19 protein-coding genes are annotated in these 19,725 nt (G+C 58.7%); all 19 read right to left on the reverse strand.

The genetic code is table 11. The annotated features are described in order from the left end of the window. Positions 1-72 precede the first annotated feature (72 nt). Positions 73-1,590, reverse strand: a complete 1,518-nt coding sequence (locus tag QZ383_RS12775) for a FliI/YscN family ATPase (RefSeq protein WP_291445973.1) — start codon at positions 1,588-1,590, stop codon at positions 73-75. Between the two features lie 6 nt (positions 1,591-1,596). Further along, the gene (locus QZ383_RS12780; protein ID WP_291445975.1) at positions 1,597-3,180 is read right to left on the reverse strand and encodes a FliH/SctL family protein; all 1,584 of its coding nucleotides are present in this window, start codon (positions 3,178-3,180) and stop codon (positions 1,597-1,599) included. Positions 3,181-3,217: 37 nt separating this feature from the next. Next, entirely contained in the window at positions 3,218-4,213 is a 996-nt protein-coding gene (fliG, locus tag QZ383_RS12785; RefSeq protein WP_022659219.1) for a flagellar motor switch protein FliG, read from the reverse strand. A gap of 46 nt (positions 4,214-4,259) precedes the next feature. Continuing rightward, the gene (locus QZ383_RS12790) at positions 4,260-4,466 is read right to left on the reverse strand and encodes a flagellar M-ring protein FliF (RefSeq protein WP_291445978.1); all 207 of its coding nucleotides are present in this window, start codon (positions 4,464-4,466) and stop codon (positions 4,260-4,262) included. After that, positions 4,444-6,087, reverse strand: coding sequence for a flagellar basal-body MS-ring/collar protein FliF (gene fliF, locus QZ383_RS12795; protein WP_291445979.1), 1,644 nt, complete (start codon positions 6,085-6,087; stop codon positions 4,444-4,446). The genes QZ383_RS12790 and fliF overlap by 23 nt, the downstream gene beginning before the upstream one ends. A 317-nt stretch (positions 6,088-6,404) precedes the next feature. After that, positions 6,405-6,851 (reverse strand): flagellar hook-basal body complex protein FliE, encoded by a 447-nt coding sequence (gene fliE, locus QZ383_RS12800; protein ID WP_365861982.1) that lies wholly within the window; start codon positions 6,849-6,851, stop codon positions 6,405-6,407. Positions 6,852-7,055: 204 nt separating this feature from the next. Then, the gene (flgC, locus tag QZ383_RS12805) at positions 7,056-7,493 is read right to left on the reverse strand and encodes a flagellar basal body rod protein FlgC (protein ID WP_240824572.1); all 438 of its coding nucleotides are present in this window, start codon (positions 7,491-7,493) and stop codon (positions 7,056-7,058) included. A 72-nt stretch (positions 7,494-7,565) separates the two neighbouring features. Beyond that, positions 7,566-7,979, reverse strand: coding sequence for a flagellar basal body rod protein FlgB (gene flgB / locus QZ383_RS12810; RefSeq protein WP_291445982.1), 414 nt, complete (start codon positions 7,977-7,979; stop codon positions 7,566-7,568). 232 nt (positions 7,980-8,211) lie between these two features. Further along, a complete protein-coding gene (locus tag QZ383_RS12815; protein WP_291445983.1) occupies positions 8,212-8,742 on the reverse strand; it encodes a 3'-5' exonuclease in 531 nt (176 codons plus the stop codon). Positions 8,743-8,744: 2 nt separating this feature from the next. Next, entirely contained in the window at positions 8,745-9,167 is a 423-nt protein-coding gene (locus tag QZ383_RS12820; protein WP_022659212.1) for a hypothetical protein, read from the reverse strand. 31 nt (positions 9,168-9,198) lie between these two features. After that, entirely contained in the window at positions 9,199-9,687 is a 489-nt protein-coding gene (locus tag QZ383_RS12825; RefSeq protein WP_291445985.1) for a thermonuclease family protein, read from the reverse strand. A gap of 122 nt (positions 9,688-9,809) precedes the next feature. After that, entirely contained in the window at positions 9,810-12,041 is a 2,232-nt protein-coding gene (gene feoB, locus QZ383_RS12830; RefSeq protein WP_291445987.1) for a ferrous iron transport protein B, read from the reverse strand. A 480-nt stretch (positions 12,042-12,521) separates the two neighbouring features. After that, a complete protein-coding gene (locus tag QZ383_RS12835; RefSeq protein ID WP_022659208.1) occupies positions 12,522-12,797 on the reverse strand; it encodes a DUF2325 domain-containing protein in 276 nt (91 codons plus the stop codon). A 208-nt stretch (positions 12,798-13,005) separates the two neighbouring features. Continuing rightward, the gene (trpA, locus tag QZ383_RS12840) at positions 13,006-13,773 is read right to left on the reverse strand and encodes a tryptophan synthase subunit alpha (RefSeq protein ID WP_291445989.1); all 768 of its coding nucleotides are present in this window, start codon (positions 13,771-13,773) and stop codon (positions 13,006-13,008) included. A gap of 2 nt (positions 13,774-13,775) precedes the next feature. Further along, entirely contained in the window at positions 13,776-14,969 is a 1,194-nt protein-coding gene (gene trpB / locus QZ383_RS12845) for a tryptophan synthase subunit beta (protein WP_291445990.1), read from the reverse strand. Further along, positions 14,966-15,598: a phosphoribosylanthranilate isomerase gene (locus QZ383_RS12850; RefSeq protein ID WP_291445992.1), complete on the reverse strand. Its 633-nt coding sequence runs from the start codon at positions 15,596-15,598 to the stop codon at positions 14,966-14,968. Before QZ383_RS12850 ends, trpB begins: the two co-directional genes overlap by 4 nt. After that, positions 15,592-16,425 (reverse strand): indole-3-glycerol-phosphate synthase, encoded by an 834-nt coding sequence (locus QZ383_RS12855; RefSeq protein WP_291445994.1) that lies wholly within the window; start codon positions 16,423-16,425, stop codon positions 15,592-15,594. The genes QZ383_RS12850 and QZ383_RS12855 overlap by 7 nt, the downstream gene beginning before the upstream one ends. Beyond that, positions 16,415-18,007, reverse strand: coding sequence for an anthranilate phosphoribosyltransferase (gene trpD, locus QZ383_RS12860; protein WP_291445996.1), 1,593 nt, complete (start codon positions 18,005-18,007; stop codon positions 16,415-16,417). Before trpD ends, QZ383_RS12855 begins: the two co-directional genes overlap by 11 nt. Next, positions 17,988-19,445 carry an anthranilate synthase component I family protein gene (locus QZ383_RS12865; protein ID WP_291445998.1) on the reverse strand — a complete coding sequence of 486 codons (1,458 nt, stop codon included), beginning with the start codon at positions 19,443-19,445 and terminating at the stop codon, positions 17,988-17,990. The genes trpD and QZ383_RS12865 overlap by 20 nt, the downstream gene beginning before the upstream one ends. Positions 19,446-19,725 lie beyond the last annotated feature (280 nt).

Below are 19,725 nucleotides of genomic sequence, written 5' to 3' on the forward strand. Positions count from 1 at the left end.
CCTTCAAGCCGCATGTGACAGAATTCCCATTCTCAAAAAAGCAAATGTGGAAAAGAAAATTATGGATAAAAACTACAGCGGCGCAACGCCGCCAGGCTGTTGCGGCACAGGCATGCCGTCCTGCGGATTGCCTTGCGGGTCGCCCTGCTGACCATCGTCCATATCGGCCAAGGCGCGCATTTGGGCCATGCACTGCTCCACAAACTGTGGTTCGCCCACATCCTGCCGCAAAAAGGCGTTGATGTCCGGCATTTTGGTAATGGCCGCGTCAATCTCCGCATTGGAGCCTTTAGCGTAGGCGCCGATGTTGATCATGTCTTCCACGCGACGGAAGGTGCTCATGCAGCGGGTGACAACGCGGCCCGCGAGGACATCCTGCCGGTCGCAGATGTCGGAACGCAGACGGCTGATGGAACGCAGCACGTCGATGGCGGGAAAATGCCCCTGGTCGGCCAGATCGCGGGTAAGCACAATATGCCCGTCAAGAATGGAACGCACGGAGTCGGCGATGGGTTCGTTAAAGTCGTCGCCGTCCACAAGTACGGTATAAATCCCCGTAATGGTCCCCTTGGCGGAACGCCCCGCCCGCTCCAGCAGCTTGGGCAACTGGGCAAAAACTGAAGGCGTATAGCCCTTGGTAGTGGGCGGCTCGCCCACGGCCAGCCCAACTTCGCGGGCAGCCATGGCAAAACGGGTTACGGAGTCCATCATCAACAGCACATCCATGCCCTTGTCGCGGAAATATTCCGAAACAGCCGTAGCTGCGTAAGCCGCGCGCATGCGTACAAGGGGGGACTGGTCTGACGTGGCGATAACCAGAACGGAGCGGGCCATGCCCTCTGGGCCGAGGTCGCGCTCCATAAATTCCACAACTTCGCGCCCGCGTTCGCCAATGAGGGCAATGACGTTGACATCAGCGCGGGTGTAGCGGGCCATCATGCCCATGAGCGTGGATTTGCCCACGCCCGAGCCGGCCATGATGCCCACGCGCTGCCCCTTGCCAAGAGTCAGCAGGCTGTTGACCGAGCGCACGCCCACATCCAGAATATCGGTAATGCGCGGGCGTTGCAGGGGACTTGGCGGATCGGCATAGATGGGCACCAGCTCTGGATTCCAGTGCTTGCGGGCCTCCTCAAGCCAGTGGGGCACAAAGGGGCGCTGCTCTTCCTGCTGGCGGATAAAATCTTCTCTGGAGCTTTCCCCCGCGGGCAAGGGCGAAACGTAGAGTTCCGCGCTTATAGGCGCACCGGCATCCAGCGGGGTACCAAAGGCGTCAAAGGCGCGGCCCAGCAAATCAGGCCCTACCGGGAACACCGGGGGCAAGCTTGTGTTGCGGATACGGCTGCCGGGACGGATGCCCCGCATGTCGCCATAGGGCATGAACAGCAGATTGCCCTCGCGAAAGCCCACAACTTCGGCGGCAATGCCGTCATCGCCTTCATCGGGCAGCATGTGGCACACGGCCCCGAGGGGCGCGCGCAAACCGCTGCCCTCGGCCACAAGGCCAACGACCTTGTTGACCTTGCCATAGAGGCGCACAGGGGTGCTTGTTTTAAGCAGCTTTATGCAGGAATCTGGGTCAAGCTTCATGGCTGGCTATCCCGGCTGGCCGTTGCCCGAGCCGGGCAGAAAGCCCCCGCTGACAAAGACGCTGGAAGAAGATTGCGAGGAGTGTTCCTTTTCCTCTTCCGGCAGGGGAAAGAGTTCGTCCTCAAGCTCGGCAAGGCTGGGATTGGCATTGTGTTCCGCTGCCTGAGCATGGGCAGGTTGCGGAGCCTGCTCCTGAGCGGGCTGCCCTTCAATATCATCAGGCTGCGCCATCGTGGCCGGGGATGATTCTGCAACATGCCCGTCTGCCTGTACTCCGGGTTCCGGCGTGGAATCCTGCATCATTTCAGGCGAGTCGTTGGCAGGAGTAACCACGGCATCAGTTGGCGCTGGCCCTTGCCCTTGATCAAAATATTCAGCGGCAGCAGGCATATCGGCAGGCCCGGATGCGGGCAAAATTTCGTCAGGTGCGAGGCCTGCACCATCCTGGCCGGCAAAGGGGGCCTGCTCTGACTGCGCATCATGGGGCATATCTGGTGCAGATTCGGACGCCAGTTCCGGCCCGGATTCCGGCGAGGATTCTGTCAGAGGCTCTGCAAAATGCTCTGACAACAGTTCCGGCTGTTCCTCCGCCCTTTCTGGAGCAACCGCCTCTACAGGCGCGGGTTCCACAACAGGGGCAGCCTCGGGCACGACGTGCGTCAGCCGCGCAGATTCACGCGCAACGGTGGCGCTCACCTCTTCCCCCGCCTTTTCTTCCTCGGGACGCGGCGGCAAGGTCAGATGCTCCAGAATACCGTTGACCATTTCGCGGTAATGTTCGCGCAGATTCTCCACCGAACCGCTGACGCTCTCGGCCACAAGGCCGCCAGCCTCAACAGAAGGATCGCCGTTCACGATCCACTGGCTCAGCTCGGGCACGCGCTCGCGGGCGGCCCGGAAAAGGTCGCTCACGGTGTCCTCGTCATCGGGGTGCACGCGGATGCTGACGGTGGCCCGGTCTTCCAGCAATTGCAGGGAACCAAAGACCAGGCTTTGCAAAATGCGCTGATGCTCTGCCTGCAAAATCCAGCCGGTTCCGGCCTCTACGGCAACGCGGGCCAGCTCTGCCAGTTCATCGCGCCAGGCTTCGCCAAGGCTGTGCCGCTGCGCCTCAAGAGCGCGCAGCATGTTGCCGAGCATCTGCCCCACATCAACGCGGAACTCCTTAAGCTCTGCCCCGGCCTGCTCCATGCCCGCCTGAAAGCCCTCGTTATGCGCGTTGCTGCGGATAAACTCGGCTTCTTCGCGCAAATCGCGGGCCTTGCCGTGCTCGGCCTCGGCCTCGGCCAGTTCTGCCTGCGCCTGAGCCTTCAGCTCCTTGGCTTCGCGCGTGAACTGCTCCACACGGGCTTGAGCCTCGGCCCCGGCCTCCTCCAGCACCTTTTGTCTTTCGGCATAGGCTGCGCCAAGAATCTCGCGCGCGCGTTCCTCGGCCCTGGCGCGCACCCGGGCAAGATAGTCCTCCTGCTGCAGGTGCTGGACGCGTTCACGGAGCAAGGGTTCCTGCATGGCATCAAGCTGCTGAGGTGTAGCCTCGCGCTCGCCCATGAAGATGGTGCCCCATTTTTTACGCAACTCGTCTGACGCCATGCCCGATTCCGATGGTTACAGATTCTGCGGCGGGCCGCTACACAAACACGTCGCCAGCGCCACGGCTGATGACAAGCTTGTTTTCGCCCTCAAGCCGCCGCACGATCTTGACGACATTCTGCTGGGCCGATTCCACGTCCGAAAGCTTGGCCGGGCCCATGAATTCCAGTTCTTCGCGAATCATGTTGCCCGCGCGTTCCGACATATTCTTGAAGAATTTTTCCTTGAGGTCGTCGCTGGCCCCGCGCAGGGCCAGGGTGAGATCTTCATTGGAAATTTCCTTCAGCATTTCGCGCACACCACGGTCGTCAATATTCTTGCAGTCCTCAAAGACAAACATGAGGTTGCGGATATCTTCGGCCATCTGCGCGGAGTCTTCTTCGATTTCGGAGAGCACTTCTTCTTCGGTGGCGCGGTCCACGGCATTGAGAATTTCAGCCACAGACTGCACGCCGCCCACTTTTTTGCCTTCCTTGCCGCCCATGGCGATAAGCTGGCTTGTGAGCACCTTGTCCACTTCCATGAGCATTTCTTCCGGCACGGCTTCAAGCCGCGCAAGGCGCATGAGCACCTCGGCGCGCACGCCTGCGGGAAGGTTTGTCAATAAATTGGCGGCCTGATCCGGATGCAGGTGACCGATAATAAGGGCCAGGGTTTGCGGATGCTCGTTGCGCAGAATCTGTGAAAGCAGCTTGGGGCTGACCGATTCCAGCTCGCGGAAAGGCGCGGGGCCGGTTTCAAGGCTCAGGGAGTCCATAACGTACTTGGCGGTTTCAGGATCAAGGTTTTTGACCAGCAGGCGTTTCAGCGTTTCGCTGCCGCCCGTGATCATATCCACGCCTTCAACCAGCGATTCGTGGAATTCGCGCAGCACCTCTTCGACTATCTCGCGCGGCACAGGCTCCAATTCCACGATAGCTCTGGAGATGTCGGCTATTTCCTGCCGGTCCATGCGTTTGAACACGTCAGCCGTGAATTTGTCGCCCATGGCGAGCAGCAGCACTGCAGTACGCTGTTTGCCGGTCAACTCCATCTCCCTACTCCTTCACCGAGGTCAGCACAGGGCTGCTCGGGGTTGCTTATTCCTTGTCTGCAAGCCAGCGCTTGATAAGACGCACGGCCTGATCCATATGCTGCTCGGTAATGTGGAAGAGCCGCATTTTCAATTCCTCAACGCGCTGGTTGCTTTCCTTTTGCGCAAGGCGCAAGGCCTTGAGCTGCGAGAGCGTCGAGCTGCTTTCCGTCAACTGACGGTCGTTCACTTTAGGCGGTAGCTGTTTCATCATTTTTCATCCAGCCGCGCACCAGCATCACCACCTGCTCCATATGATTATCAGAAAGGGTGAAAATGTGCGACTTCAAGGCTTCAATATCTTTGAAAACCAGTTCATCGTCTTCTTCGTCTGCGGCGATCTCGTCATCTGCCTTGGAGGCCTCTTCAAGGGCCTCATACAGGGCCAGCTGTTCTTCGGCTGCGGGCAGACCTTCAAGCCCTTCAATCATTTCACCGGCTTCAACCTTGGGCCGGATGAGGGCCAGAACCACGGGCCGCACCACAAGCATGAGGAACAAAAAGGCCAGCAGCGCGTTGAGCAGGGGCTTGCCCAGCCGTTCGGCATAATCGGCCAGCATTTCGGCAAAATTGGGATCCTTGGGCGGCTCGGAATCCGTAAACGGAGCGGAGCTTACTTCCAGAGCATCACCACGGGCCTTGTCCAGACCCACGGCATTGGTAACAAGCTGGCGCACACGCTCAAGGTCATCGGCCTTGCGCGGCACAAATGTCCACGCTCCGCTGGTCTTTTCATACGTCCCATCGATAAGGACTGCAACCGTCATGCGCTTTAAATCGCCCACATTGGATACGATTTGCTGCTCTTCCTTGTTGATTTCGTAGTTGGTGGTGCGGGTTTCGCGGCTGCCGTTCTGCTGTGAAACAGATCCGGTTATGCCATCGCCACGGAAATTGGCGTCCGGCGACCCGCCCTCAAGATTCGAGCGACCCTGATTGGTTTCTTCACTGCGCTGCTCGCTACGCACCGCGGTTTTTTCGGGGTCAAACAGCTCGCGGCGGATGGTGCGCTGGCTGAAATCCATATCCACGTTGACCTTGGCGATGACACGGCCAGGGCCAAACATGGGTTGCAACATTTCTTCAATGCGGCGTTCAAGGTTACGTTGCACCTGCTGGCGGTGCTCCATCTGGGTGGTGCTGGCACCGGCGAGGCTGTCTGATTCCGGCTGATACAGCACCTTGCCGCCATTGTCTGAAATGGAAACGTGCGTTTTATCCAACCCTTCAACAGCCATGAGCATCATGTTGAGGATGGCGTTGATTTCTTTCTGGTCGGGCTTGAGATTGGGCCGCTTGAGCTTGAGCACAACCGAGGCCGAGGGCGACTGGCGTTCTTCCACAAACAGGCTGCGGTGCGGTATAACCAGATGCACGCGCGCGCTTTCCACATTGGGGAACTCGCTGATGGTACGCGAAAGTTCACCCTGCAAGGCGCGGGTGTAGTTTATTTTCTGTACAAAATCGGTTTGCCCGACCTTGACCTTGTCAAAAATTTCAAAACCAATGCCCTGCCCCACAAGACCACCTTCGCCCGCGATCTTGATGCGCTCATCGTACACAGCTTCCTTGGGAACAAGAATTGTTTTCCCGTTGTCCGTCAGCTGGTACATGACCTTGTCTGCCTGGAGCGACTTGATGACAACGCTGGCGTCTTCGGCGCTGAGGTTGGAATACAGCACCTTGAAGTCGGGCCGCGATGCCCAGACAGAAAGGCCAATGGCCGCAGAGCTGATGAAGACAAATCCACCCAGAACCATCACGCGCTGCGCGACGCTCATTCTGGCCCAGACTGCCTTGATGGAATTGACAAGTTGCATAAGGAAAGCCGGCATATGGTTGCTCCTGCGAAGACGTGGCATAATTCCGGCACGTTGGCCGGGCATATGCTCAGCCAAAGCAATTGCCATGCCACTTTTTAACATACTGTAATTACATATTTTTTAGAACACATCACTGGTTCGTTCAAATTTGTGACGCTGCGCAAAAAACGCCGAATCCCCCGCGGCACGGCCAGTGGGGGATTCGGCGTTCAGGAGTATCACGCGCGGAAAGGAAAATCTGGAATTTGTAAAATGCACCTGCCTGGGCGTATCGCAACGTAGATAAACGCTCCGCGCCCCGCTGGCGAACAGCAGCTCATGCAGTTGCCCTAGAACTGCATGCGGGAAATTTCCTTGTAGGCCTCAAGCACCTTGCCGCGCACGGCAGAGGTCAGCTTCATGGCCATGCTGGATTTCTGCATGGTGATCATGAGTTCATGCACATTCTGGGTGCGGCCTGCGGCGAAATCTTCGATAGCCGTATTTTTAAAGTTGTCCAGTTCGTTAACCTTGTTGAGCGAACTTTTGATGGTGCCGGAAAAGCTGTTCTGCGGCGTCACCGGCGTGTGCGCCTGCGTGGGATATTTGATAAAATCTGCCTGAGCGCCAAAATCTTCGCCCCGGTCAACGCTGTCGCGCAAAAGGCTCTGGTCAAGAGTTTTGGCAAACTGGGTCTGGCCACCGATGGAGCCGCCCTGCTGCAGGCTGCTCTGCACCTTGCTGAAATTCTGCACTGCCTCGCTGTACGCCCGCATACCAACTGCCTGAATGCTCATAACAACCTCCGCGCTCCAAAAAAATCTTTTTTATGCTGCAACCGTGGTCATGCCTTAGGGGCTGCTTCTAAATAAAAGATTTTGCGCCGATGACAAGGAAAACAGTGTTTTTTACGACAGGAGTGGACGCTTTCTGTCCATGACTGGAGTAAAAAATGCTGGATGACGCAGTGATCGGCCAAAAGAATTATTTAGTAACTGACCCTAGCGGCCAATATCCAACGCCTTGATAAACATGCCCTTGACGGCATCCACCGTGGTGACGTTGGCCTCGTAGTTGCGCTGGGCAGTCATGAGGTTGGCCATTTCTTCAACCACGTTGATATCGGGGTACATGACGTAGCCTTCCGCATTGGCGTCAGGGTTGCCTGGTTCATACACCCGCTTGAAGGGCCGGTTGTCCATGGTCACGGCAGAAACACGCACGCCCTGCACCGCCCTGTCGAGGGCCGAACGCATGTGGATGGAAAAAGGATCATCCACATCAGCCGTTTGCTGCACCACGCTGCGCCGACGGTACGGCCCGCCCTGGGGCGTGCGCGTTGTCTTGGCGTTGGCAAGGTTCATCGAAATGGTGTTGATGCGGGTGCGGTCGGCTGCAAGGCCGGACGCGCTGATATCAAATGCCGTCATGAAGTCCATGGCTTCCTCCTACACTGTCCGCTGCCGGGATTTTTATGCCGCGTATGGAAGCGGCGCGGCGGCGTGCAAAAATCAGGACTGCTTGCCATCCTGGATGATGGTGTTCAGTCCTTCAAAAGACTTGGTCATCACCTGGGTAAGCGCTGTGTACTGCAACTGGTTTTTGGCGTGCTTGGCCATTTCTTTATCAATATTGACGCGGTCTTCGCCGTGAACAACACGGGGTTTGACCGCCATATCCCATTCCGGCCCAAAAGAATCAGGCCTGAAAGCCGTGGGCATATGGGAAGATTCCGTACGGGTCATCTCCCCTCTTGCATCAAGCCCAAGGGCCGATTGCAGTTCTTTTTCAAAAGACAGTTCGCGCGGCTTGTAGTTGGGCGTCTCCACGTTGGCAATATTGCCAGAGATGACGTTCTGCCGCTGCAACTGCATATCCATGACCTTGCCCACAAGGCCAATCTGCATATTGAACATTGATTTCATACTACGTACCCCCGTGGTTCACGGAAATCTGCTTGCCAAGCCTTTAGCAACAAGCGTTCCATAGCATAAAAATCATGTAATTCATGGATGTTAAAAACCATAAATAGGACAGATGGCGGTATTTTGACGGACGCCATGGCGCTCCGTCAGGCCCGCGCGCAAGCGCAAGAAACAAAAAACCCGCCCGAAAATCCGGGCGGGGTCAAGCTGGCGGGAATGGACGAAATGCGGCTTACAGTTTCATCTGGGCATCGGTGACGCCCAGAGCGCGCAACTGCAAGTAGATGCGGGCGCAGGCCTCCGCATCCGAACCGGCATGGTGGTGGTTCAGCGCTATTCCAAAGTAGGCGCTCACGCTGCTGAGCTTTTTGGAGGCAAGCGGCAAACTGCGGCGGGAGCCTTTGAGCGTGCACAAAAAAGGCGCACGGGGTTCCTGCACTCCCACGGCGTGGCAGCTTGCGGCAAGCACGCGCCTGTCAAAGGAGGCATTGTGCGCAAGCAGGCTGCCCGCCCCCTCAAGAAAGGCATCCATCTGCGGCCACAGTTCGGCAAAAGTGGGTGCATCTTTCAGCATGGGCCAGGTCAAACCGTGGATTTCGGTAAACATTGCCCGCGAAGACGGCGGCCTGATGAGACTGTAAAAAACATCGGTCACGCTGCCCTGCTCAATACGAGCAAGGCCCACGGCGCAAGCGCTGTGGGCCGAGTAGCCGGAAGTTTCAAAATCGATAGCTACACTACGGCTCAAATCTGTAGAAACCACACTTACTCTTTTGCGGCTTTATGGGCGGCTTCGGCCAAACGCGCCTTGATATAGTCGCGCATGACGGCATCGTCGTCCTCGAGGTTAAAGCAACGGGCGTCTTCGCCCATGAGGCCACCGGGCACAAAGTCGCCCTTTTCGCCGGGGTCAGAAACCATTTCGTCATAAAAACAAATGGAAAGCCAGCGGCTTGCCGGTTCATCATCCACCACATCCAGCAGCACAAAGAGTACACGTTCGGTCTGTACGCTGTGGCGCGCCCGCAGGGAATAACTTACGCCGGGCCGGGCCTTGAAAGTAAAGGAAATATTGCTGTGCGCGGCCAGAAAATCCATGTATTCCGTAAAAGATTTCTTGATGTTAAGCGGGTCATCCTGCCAGGAATCAAGAAACTTACGCAGTTCTTCGGAACCTGTAACTTCCATACGCGCTCCTTTTATGGGTTACGGCGGCGTGTCAGCGGGTCCATTGCCAGGGGGGGGTGCCAATGTTCAGCCCCCAAATGCCACGCCTGTCCAATACCGCCTGATGTTCCTGAATAAGCCAGCGGCGGCAAAAAATAGCCCTGCACTTCTGCCTGTCCACCCAGGCCAGACCTTCCATCACCAGCTTGTAGTTGACGGAATCGCCGCCCACCTGCACAAGCGCGGTAATGGGGCCAGCTTCGAGCTGCCCCACGTCTTCAACGTCCACTTTGGCCCCTTTGGGCATCATGCGCTGCAAATAGGCCAGCGCTTGAGGCCCGTAAGGCTGCCTGAGACTGGGAGCTTCAATGCCGTAAAAAACCAGCACCTTCTCTGGTTCTTCACTGTCTTTCTTGGTGCTGACTGAAATGGTATTGCCGTCTTCCACTCTTACCACATACGCATTCCACGTTGTAGCCGCAGCAGCGGGGGACACAGCCAGAACCATAAGGATTATACTTGCAAAAAGCCGATTGAGCATTGCTGAACCCCTCGGTAAAGGCCTGCAAATGTGCGCCAGCAGATAATGCCTGTGCCGCCAGACCTTTGTCAAGGCAGGCGGCACAGGCATCAAGGAGGGGAATCAGAAATCAGGCAGAATTGCTACCCCCAGACAGTGCGTCCTATCTGGTAGGCGGCTGTGGCTACAGCAAAAGCCAAGGCCGTGTTGAACACAATGCTGAACGCCACCCAGCCCCAGCTGCCAGCCTCTTGCCGAATGACCACCAAGGCCACAAAGCAGGGGGAATACAGCAGTACGAAGAGCATCAGGGAAAGCGCGGTGGCCTTTGACCATGCTTCATCACCCTTGAGGCGCTCCGCCAGGGGGGCGGCGTCTTCGGGATCCTGGTCGCCCATGGCGTAGGCAGTGCCCATGGTGGCCACAACAGCTTCCTTGGCGGCCACACCGGCCAGCAGGGCTATGTCGGTGCGCCAGTCAAAGCCCATGGGGCGCGTGGCGGGTTCCACGGCCTTGCCAAGACGGCCAGCCACGGAGAAGGCCAAGGCTTCTTCCTTAAGTTCGTTGCGCACGTTGCCGAGCTCTTCTTCAATGGGGGCGCGGGCTTCGTCACCTTCAGGGATAGCCGCGATCTTTTCCTCAAGCTGGGCGATCTGGGCGTCAAAAGGAGCGGACTTGTCTTCCGGCAGACCGGGGAAGGTCATGGCGGCCCAGATCAGGATGGAAATGGCCACCAGCACGGTACCGGCCTTCTTGAGGTACATCCAGGCGCGTTCCCAGCAGTGCAGCAAAAGGCTCATGAGAGTAGGCATGCGGTACGGGGGCAGCTCCATAACAAAGGGAGTGGCCTCGCCCTTGACGATGGAAGAGCGCAGCAGGCGCGCCACCAGCAGAGCCATGACCCAACCGGTTATCATGATAAGAAACATGACGGTGGGGGCGCTGTCAGGAAAGAATGCCCCGGCCAGCAGCAGGAACACGGGCAGCTTTGCGCCGCAGGTCATATAAGGCAGCGTCAGCAGTGTTGCCAGTTTTTCCTTGGGACTGCGCAGGGTACGGGTTGCCATGACGCCGGGGATGGCGCAACCGCCCGCAATACCGCCAGCGATGATGTAGGGCATGACCGATGCGCCGTGCAGGCCGAAAAAGCGGAAAATGCGGTCCATCATGTAGGCCACGCGGGCCATGTAGCCGCTGTCTTCCATAAAGGAGATGAGCGCAAACATGATGAGGATGAGCGGCACAAAGCTGACCACGCCGCCAACACCCGCGATGATGCCGTCCACAATAAGCGACTGGGCAAAGCCCTCGGGCAGCAGCATTGTGCAGGTATCGCCCAGCCATTTGAAGCCGTCTTCAACCCAGCCTTTGGGGTAATCACCCAAAGTAAACGTCACCTGAAACATAAGGTAGAGCACGCCGATCATGATCAGCGGTCCAAGAAAGGCGTTGGTGAGCACCTTGTCCAGCTTGTCGGAAAGGGCCAGACGGTCCTTGCCGGCATCCTGGGTCACGATGCCGTCGCGCAGCAGGCTGCGGATAAAGCCGTAACGGTAATCGGTGATGATGGATTCAAGATTGGCGTTGAGCGTGCTGCGCACATGAGCGGCAGCCTTTTTGCGCATTCCCTCAAGCTCTTCGGCCAAGGCGGCGTTGGCGGCGCGAACCTCGCTCAAGATTTCACTGTCGCCTTCAAGCATCTTGAGGGCAACCCAGTGAGGCATATACTTTTTTGCAAACAGCCCACTGTCTTCAATGCGCTTTTCCATATCCAGCAGCACAGGGTCAATATCGCTGCCGTAAGAAATACGCAGGGCATTGGCCTTGCCCGCCTGCGCCAGCTTTATGGCAACAGCCATGGCTTCATCCAGGCCTTCGCCAGAGCGGGCCACCATGGGCAGCACGGGGATGCCCAGCAGTTCACTAAGGCGCTCCATATCTATATGGATGCCTGCGGCGCGGGCTTCGTCCATCATGTTGCAGCCAAGCACCACAGGGATGCCCATTTCGAGCATCTGCACGGTAAGCAGCATGTTGCGCTCAAGGGCCGAGGAGTCCACAACGTCAATAACGGCCTGCACATTGCCAGCCGCCAACTCGCGGCGCGCCACCAATTCTTCCATGGAATAGGCGGTCAGCGAATAGGTGCCGGGCAGGTCAACCACAGTAACCTGCTTGCCGCCCACGGTGATGTGTCCTTCTTTTCTGTCAACCGTGACGCCGGGATAGTTGCCCACATGCTGGCGCGCGCCAGTGTAGCCGTTGAAAACTGTTGTTTTACCGCAGTTGGGATTGCCAGCAAGAGCTATCCGCAGCTTTCCATCAGCGTTGAAATTGGCATCATCGGGATTATTAAACTGCCGAACCGCGCTCATGCACGAACCTCCCCATGCTATAAACAGACTGACGCCGCACTTGCGACATCCCAGCCATTACCGCGAACAAAAATTTGTTCATACCAGCCTTCCTGCCAGCAGCCTTGCCGCTATACGGCTTGCCTTACCTGACCCTTTTTCGATCCTGCCGAAGGGTCGTCTGCAAGACGCTGCTCAAAAAATTGAAATTCAATTCCAAAGTCCTGATTGATTTAGCTACCTGCCCACCAAATGTCAAGCGATGGATATTAATTTTCCGCAACTTTACTCCAACCCGATCGGCCAGGGGCAAAACGTCCGCGAACTTTCCAAACTCTCCCGGCCAAGCTCTCCTGGCCAGATTTCCTCGCACAGACTTTCCCTCGCAGAGACTATTGCTCACAGTGCCTGCAAAAAAAGGAAGCCGCCGACATTGGTCAGCGGCTTCCCATCCCGTCACCGGGCTGGCAGTTCTGCATTAGAGAACGCTCCTTCAGAAGCCTATGCGCCCTTGAGGCATTCACGCAGGGAAGACACGCCGCACGAATGGACCATTTGCAGAGGGATGTTGCGTGAGCGCGCCACCTGCACGGCCTTGCGTTTGGCTTCGTGCGAAATTTTGTTGGTGAACACGATCATGGCATCGGGGTTGCCGATTTTGTCCACAAAGTTGCGCTCGTTGCGGGTAATGAACTTCAGGGAATGCCCGTCCTGCTCCGCCGCTGCCATGTAATCTTTTTTCAGTCGGTCCATGCCGCCTATCAGGGTTACGCACATATGATCCTCCTTCTTTTGCCGCACTGCTCAATCTTGCGCGGGTGTTGTTGCTCTGTGCCCTTCTTTTAATTGAAAACGAATTTCAAAGTCAAGAGAATTGGATCATGTTTTTGAAAATAAATTTCAATGCAAATAACAAGAGCGCTCTCCCCTGCGGAAAAGCGCCCTTATTTTGAGCATAAGATGATAAAAACAGCTTTATTCCCAGCTACTTCCAACGGGCCAGAAATTCGGCGGCGCTGTTGCCCGCATCAATATGCTTGAGCAGGGCGCTGCCGAAAACAACGGCGTCGGGCCGCGCATCAGGCGATAGAGCCTCAAGTTGGGAAGGCTCGCGCAGGCCAAAGCCAAGCGCCAGCGGCAACTTGAAAGCAGAACGCGCACGACGCATTGTCACCGCCACCTGAGGCGCAAGATCGTTGCGTTCACCGGTAATGCCCATGACCGAAACCACGTACACATAGCCTTCGCCCACGCTGTCGTAGAGGGCCATGCGCTCCGCGCTGGTATTGGGGCCAACCAGGGGGATAAGGGCAATGCCTTCTTTTTTCAGGGCTTCACGCAACGGCCCGGCTTCTTCGTAGGGCAGATCCGGCACGATAAAGCCGTGCACGCCTCCGCGCGCGGCATCCCGCGCCAGCTTTTCATAACCATATTGCAGAAAAGGATTCAGGTAGCCCATGAGCACCACGCCAGCCTGAATAAGCCCCTTGCGTTCAATGAGTTCTTGCAGAATGCCGCGCAGGCTTACGCCATCGCTCAGGGCGCGGCGTGAGGCTTCTTCCACCACCGGGCCATCTGCCACAGGGTCGGAAAAAGGCACACCGATTTCGATGATATCCGCGTCGCCTTCGTCCAGTTCCATCAGCGTGGGCCAGAAGGTGGACTGATCGGGAAAGCCCGCCGTCAAAAAGGGAATCAGTGCCGGGCGACCGGCGGCCTTGGCATCGCGGATTTTCTGTTCAAGAATATTCATGACTACACCTCTTCCTGGCCCTGCGCCGCAAAGCCCAGCGCCTTGTTGACAATGCCCAGATCCTTGTCGCCGCGACCAGACAGGTTCACCACCACCTGATCGCCCTTTTTGAATTCCTGCGAGTGGTCGAGCACCCAGGCAAGAGCGTGTGAAGATTCAAGCGCGGGCAGGATGCCCTCTGCGCGGCACAGGCGCTGGAAGGCGTTGAGCGCGTTGGCGTCCTTGACCATGCCGTAATGGACGCGCCCGATTTTTTGCAGCCACGAATGTTCCGGCCCCACACCGGGATAATCCAGTCCGGCAGAAATGGAGTGCGAGGGTTCAACCTGACCGTCTTCGTTTTGCAGCAGCATGCTGTACGCACCGTGCAGCACGCCGGGGGTGCCAAGATTCAACGGGGCGGAATTGAAGCAGCCCGTCTCGCCCGTGCCTGCCGCCTCCACGCCGATGATGCGCACGCTGGCGTCATCCACAAAGGGATGGAACATGCCTATGGCGTTGGAGCCGCCGCCCACGCAAGCCACCACGGCATCAGGCAGCCGCCCGGTTCTTTCCAGCATCTGGGCGCGGGTTTCGCGGCCAATGACGCTTTGCAGCATGCGCACCAGCTTGGGGAAGGGGTGCGGCCCGGCAGCGGTGCCAAAGCAGTAGTGGGTTGTTTTCTGGCTGCCGATCCAGGCACGCAAGGCTTCGTTGATGGCGTCCTTGAGGGTACGGGTGCCGCTTTCCACCGCATGCACGGTAGCGCCCAGCAGCTTCATGCGCATGACGTTGGGGGCCTGACGCACCACGTCTTCCGCGCCCATATAGATGGTGCATTCCATGCCCAGCCTGGCGGCGGCCGCCGCCGTGGCAACGCCGTGCTGGCCCGCGCCGGTTTCCGCCACCAGGGCTGTTTTGCCCATGTACTTGGCAAGCAGGGCCTGCCCAAGGGTGTTGTTGACCTTGTGAGCACCTGTGTGCAGCAGATCTTCGCGCTTGAGCCACAAGTCAAAACCCAGCTCGCCCGAAAGCGTGGGGCAATAGGTCAGCGGCGTTTCGCGCCCGGCATAATTGAACAGCAGGTCTTTCAGCTCTGCCTGAAACTTATCGGTGGGATAAATGTCGCGCATGGCCGCTTCCACTTCCATAAGGGGCGGCATAAGCAGTTCGGGAACAAAGCAGCCGCCGAACTCACCAAAGTAACTGTCTTTCATAGTGAATACCCATTGCCTTTGGAGTTTGCGGCCATAAATGCAGCCGCCATTTTTTCCCTGTTTTTACACCCCGGCGCGTCTTCCACGCCGGAATTGAAATCCACCCCGGCAGGCGCGCACATGCCTACGGCCATTGCCACATTGGCTGCGCTCAATCCCCCGGCAAGCAGCCAGGGATGCGCCGGGCGCAGGCTGGCCAGATCAGACCAGTCCAGCTTGTGCCCGCTGCCGCCACCTTTCAAGCCCGCGTCAAGCAGGTAATAGGCGCAGGCTTCGGCATTGCGTTGTAAATCATTGTACAACAAAGCGCGGTGGGTGTAACGGTCGGGCCAGAGCACCCGAATGACGCGCTCCGCGCCGATGGCGCGGGCGCATTCCACACTCTGGTGACCGTGCAGTTGCGCGTAGTCAAGCCGGGCCTCGTCCATGATGCGCCGGATTTCGTCCGAACCCTGGTTCACAAAAACGCCTACCCGCAGCATGGAGCCACTGTCCAAGGCTGCAGCCTGCGCAACGGTCACGCCGCGCGGGCTGCGGGGATGAAAGATAAAACCGCACATGGCAGCACCAAGGCTGGCCGCATGGTCAACATCCCCTTGCCGTGTGAGGCCGCAGAACTTGATCAGCATGTGCAATCTCCCTCAGTTTTGGCTGTGGCTCCCAGCAGGGCCGCCAAGGCCTCGCCCGGTGCGCCGCCTTCCATCAGGGCGCTGCCCACAAGGGCGGCATGATACCCCGCAGCTGCCGCTGCCCGTAGATGCTCCGCGCTGCTCATGCCGCTGGCTGCAATCCACAGTTCGCCATTGGCTGGCGGGCAGGCCTGTATCAATTTCAGGCAGGCATCGCGGTCAATGGTCAGGCTTTCCAGATCGCGGGCATTGACCTGTATGATGCGCGCCCCGCTCTCGCGGGCAAGGCGCAGATCTTCCGCATCAAATATTTCCACCACCGCCTGAATACCGTAGCTCTCCGCCTGTTCACGCAGGGCCCGCAAGGTCGCGGCATCCGGCGTCAGCCGCACGATGAGCAACAGGGCCGAGGCTGGCGTGGCCGCCGTGGCCCGCACCTGCAAAGGATCAAAAATAAAATCCTTGCGCAGCAGGGGCACACGCGGCCCACTGTAGAGCGCCGGGTCGGCGGCGCAGGCCAGATATTCCAGCCGCCCGCGAAAAAACGTCTCTTCCGTCAGCACCGATACTGCGCTGGCCCCAGCGGCGGCATACTGGCGCGCCACATCTTCCACAGCCAGACTCTCGCAGATCACGCCGCGCGAAGGCGAGGCCCGCTTGTACTCCGCCACCACAGCCAGGGGGCAGCCGGGCGCGCGGAGGGTTAAGGCCGCTGCAAAATCTGGCCGCTGCCCTTCATACACCGCTGGCAGAGCGCCCTGAGCTTCCAGCGCTCGCAGGGCCTCGACCTCAGCCTCCTTGGCTTTGCGAAAACGCTCAAGCAGCATTGAGCACCTTCCTGCCCACACCGGCGCTCACGGCCTCGCGGGCGCGGGCCATGCACAGGGCCATATCCATCTTTTCTTCCAGCAGATAGATGGCAAGCCCCACGTTGAGCACCACCATGTCCATCATGGCGCGCGGCCCATGCCCGTTGAGAATATCCTTAAGCACGGCCACGGCTTCTTCCTTGCCGCTCACGGCCAGGTCTTCCACGGCGCAGGAGGCTATGCCGAATTCCTGCGGGTCGAGCATCATGGGCGTCACCTTGCCATTGTGCAGCAAAGCCATCTTGGTGGGGCCGATGGGCGTTACCTCGTCATAGTTGCCAGAGCCGCAAACGACGGCAGCGCGGTGCAGGGGCGACTGCATGAGAGTTTCGGCCACCAGCTCCACCAGCTCGGGCCGCGCCACGCCCATGAGCAGGTGGCTGGGCCGCGCCGGGTTGATCATGGGGCCAAGAATGTTGAACAGGGTGCGCACTCCCATCTCTTTGCGCACAGGGCCGATATTGGCAAAGGAGGGATGGAAGTATGGGGCAAAGATAAAGGCAAAATTGCGCTTTTTGACCATCTCGGCCACAGAGGCGGGGTCTTTTTCCAGCGTGATGCCAAGTGCTTCCAGAGCATCCGCGCTGCCGCACTTGGACGAAACCGCCCGGTTGCCGTGCTTGACCACCCTGTAGCCCATGCCTGCCAGTGTCAGAGATGAAGCCGTGGAGCAGTTGAAGGAATGACGCCCGTCGCCGCCGGTGCCCACCACATCGATGGTTGTTCCCGAAATGCCGTCCACGCGCACGGCGCGGGCCAGTGCAGCGCGCGTGGCGTGGGCCAGTTCAAGGGCGCTCTCGCCCTTCATGCGCAGCCCCATGAGAAAGCCGCCCGCCTGCGCCGGGGTCATCTTGCCGTCCATGAGGGCCGCAAAACCCGCCGCCGCCATTTCGGCGGAGAGGTCTTCCTTGCGGGCCAGACGCTCCAGAATACCGGAGAAATCGGAGGTTTCCGCGCCTGTGCCGAGGATGCTCTGCGGGAAGTTGCCCAGCAGCCGCAGGCCGTCCGGCGTAAGCACGGACTCGGGATGGAACTGCACGCCAACCCACGGTCGGTCGTTGTAGCGCAGGGCCATAACTTCGCCTTCGGGAGCGCGGGCAGTGACCGTAAAACGCGGGTTTTCCGCGTCTTCATCGGCGCGCACCACAAGGGAATGGTAGCGGCCCACGCGCATGGGGTTGGGCAGGCCCAGAAACATGCCCGTGCCATCGTGCACGATTTCTGACTGCTTGCCGTGCATGATGCACGGGCCGACCTCAACCTTGGCCCCGGCATGCAGCCCCAAAAGCTGATGTCCAAGGCACACGCCCAGTACGGGAATGCGCGGGCTGAGGCGCTTGAGGAATTCGGGGCACAGCCCCGCATCGGCGGGATGCCCCGGCCCGGGCGAAATGCAGACCATGGAAAGTTCGGGGTTCACCGCCATGTCCAGCACGGCAGGGTCATCGTTGCGCAGCACCACGGGCTTGTGGCCCAAGGCGTAAAAAGCCTGCACAAGATTGTAGGTAAAGGAGTCGTAATTATCGATGAGCAGAAACATATTCTTCGTCCTCCGCACGCAGGGCCAGGCGCATGATGGCTGATTTGTTGCACACTTCCTTCCATTCCAGATCGGGATCGGAGTCATGCACGATGCCTCCGCCCGCCTGCCAGAAGAGCTTGCCGTCACGCATCCACATGCTGCGGATGGTGATGCCTGTATCAAGGTTCACGCTGTCCTTGTCCAGACCAAGCCAGCCGATGCAGCCCGCGTAGGGGCCACGCGCGCGGCCTTCCACCTCGCGGATGATTTCCATGGCCCGCACCTTGGGCGCGCCCGAAACCGTACCCGCCGGGAAGGTGGCCGCCAGCACGTCCAGCGCGTCCAGCCCTTCCTCAAGCCGGGCGCTGACCCGGCTGGTGAGGTGCATGACGTGGGAGTAGCGCTCAACTTCCATGTAGCGTTCCAGATTGACCGACCCGGGCTGGGCCACGCGGCCAAGATCGTTGCGGCCAAGATCTACCAGCATGACATGCTCGGCGCGTTCCTTGGGGTCGTCGCGCAATTCGGCGGCAAGGGCGGCGTCTTCAAGGTCGTCCGCACCGCGTTTGCGCGTGCCTGCGATGGGCGAAAGCTGCAAATGCCCCGCCGTGCAACGCACCATGACCTCGGGCGAAGAGCCGAAAAGCGTCAGCTCGGGAAAGCGCATGTAGAACATGTAGGGCGAAGCGTTGAACCGGCGCATGCGGCGGTACAGTTCAAAGGGATTGCCCTCAAAAGGCGTGGAAAACCGCACGGAAGGCACAACCTGAATGGCCTCGCCCTGGCGCAGCATCTCCTTGATGCGGCGCACGTAATCCTTGTAGCCTTCCTCGCCGGGTTCAGCGCAGACATTGTCGGGATTGATGCGCACCCCACCGGCCTGCCCCGTGGCGCGGGCTTCCAGCGATTCACGCGAGCTTTGCAGCGCGCGGTGTTCACCCAGGCTCACCTGGCAGAGCCGGTTATACAGATGGTCGAACACCAGCACGGTTGACGGCAGCATGAGCAGGCAGTCGGCCTCGCTCTGCGGCATGACCGGGGCCAGCTTGGGGTTGAACAGACCCGCCATGCCAAAGCCAAGATACCCGTAAAGAGCGCGGGTAATGGGCGGCAGGTTTGTGATGTTGGCCGGGCCATCTATGGTCAGTGCGGCCATGAGCGCCCGCAGGCCGTCCACAAAGGGTTTGCCCTCAAAGCGTGCCAGGGGCGCGAGGCTGTCGTTGCGGATGTCCAGCGCAAGCTTGCCATCGCGGCAGGAGATGAACAAAGCCGCATCGCAGGCCAGAATGCTGTAACGCCCCCAGCGACCATCCACCTCGGCGCTTTCAAGCAAGATGCCGTTACCGGCCCCGACCATGCCCATGAACAGGCTGATGGGCGTGTCCATATCCGCTGGCAACCAGCGGGCGGTTTGTTGCAGCGTCAGCATATGCTGCGCATCACCGTTCTCTTTCATCTGGCGCATCCTTTGGGTTTTTGTGCCTGAAAAACAAAAAAACGCCGCCTCCTTTGGGGAGACGGCGTCTACTTACGACAATGCCAACGTACCGGAACTATTAAGCCCGCACGTCTCCCCCACGCAGTTGGATGCGCCACCACCAGCCTTTGAAGCTGTTAGAAATGGTGTTGGAGAAAACGTTCATATAAATGCCTAGTTCCTTATGTTTCAAGACACACTACGCATCCAGCCGCAGGCTGTCAACAACGCAGGGTGGTTTTTCAGTAAATTTCCGTTA

Source organism: Desulfovibrio sp., assembly GCF_019422935.1.
GTDB lineage: Bacteria > Desulfobacterota > Desulfovibrionia > Desulfovibrionales > Desulfovibrionaceae > Desulfovibrio.

Coding starts and splice junctions, on each gene's coding strand:
- QZ383_RS12775 (WP_291445973.1), bottom strand. CDS start 1,590: ATGAAGCTTGACCCAGATTCCTGCATAAAGCTGCTTAAAACAAGCACC.
- QZ383_RS12780 (WP_291445975.1), bottom strand. CDS start 3,180: ATGGCGTCAGACGAGTTGCGTAAAAAATGGGGCACCATCTTCATGGGC.
- fliG (WP_022659219.1), bottom strand. CDS start 4,213: ATGGAGTTGACCGGCAAACAGCGTACTGCAGTGCTGCTGCTCGCCATG.
- QZ383_RS12790 (WP_291445978.1), bottom strand. CDS start 4,466: ATGATGAAACAGCTACCGCCTAAAGTGAACGACCGTCAGTTGACGGAA.
- fliF (WP_291445979.1), bottom strand. CDS start 6,087: ATGCCGGCTTTCCTTATGCAACTTGTCAATTCCATCAAGGCAGTCTGG.
- fliE (WP_365861982.1), bottom strand. CDS start 6,851: ATGAGCATTCAGGCAGTTGGTATGCGGGCGTACAGCGAGGCAGTGCAG.
- flgC (WP_240824572.1), bottom strand. CDS start 7,493: ATGGACTTCATGACGGCATTTGATATCAGCGCGTCCGGCCTTGCAGCC.
- flgB (WP_291445982.1), bottom strand. CDS start 7,979: ATGAAATCAATGTTCAATATGCAGATTGGCCTTGTGGGCAAGGTCATG.
- QZ383_RS12820 (WP_022659212.1), bottom strand. CDS start 9,167: ATGGAAGTTACAGGTTCCGAAGAACTGCGTAAGTTTCTTGATTCCTGG.
- QZ383_RS12825 (WP_291445985.1), bottom strand. CDS start 9,687: ATGCTCAATCGGCTTTTTGCAAGTATAATCCTTATGGTTCTGGCTGTG.
- feoB (WP_291445987.1), bottom strand. CDS start 12,041: ATGAGCGCGGTTCGGCAGTTTAATAATCCCGATGATGCCAATTTCAAC.
- QZ383_RS12835 (WP_022659208.1), bottom strand. CDS start 12,797: ATGTGCGTAACCCTGATAGGCGGCATGGACCGACTGAAAAAAGATTAC.
- trpA (WP_291445989.1), bottom strand. CDS start 13,773: ATGAATATTCTTGAACAGAAAATCCGCGATGCCAAGGCCGCCGGTCGC.
- trpB (WP_291445990.1), bottom strand. CDS start 14,969: ATGAAAGACAGTTACTTTGGTGAGTTCGGCGGCTGCTTTGTTCCCGAA.
- QZ383_RS12850 (WP_291445992.1), bottom strand. CDS start 15,598: ATGCTGATCAAGTTCTGCGGCCTCACACGGCAAGGGGATGTTGACCAT.
- QZ383_RS12855 (WP_291445994.1), bottom strand. CDS start 16,425: ATGCTGCTTGAGCGTTTTCGCAAAGCCAAGGAGGCTGAGGTCGAGGCC.
- trpD (WP_291445996.1), bottom strand. CDS start 18,007: ATGTTTCTGCTCATCGATAATTACGACTCCTTTACCTACAATCTTGTG.
- QZ383_RS12865 (WP_291445998.1), bottom strand. CDS start 19,445: ATGAAAGAGAACGGTGATGCGCAGCATATGCTGACGCTGCAACAAACC.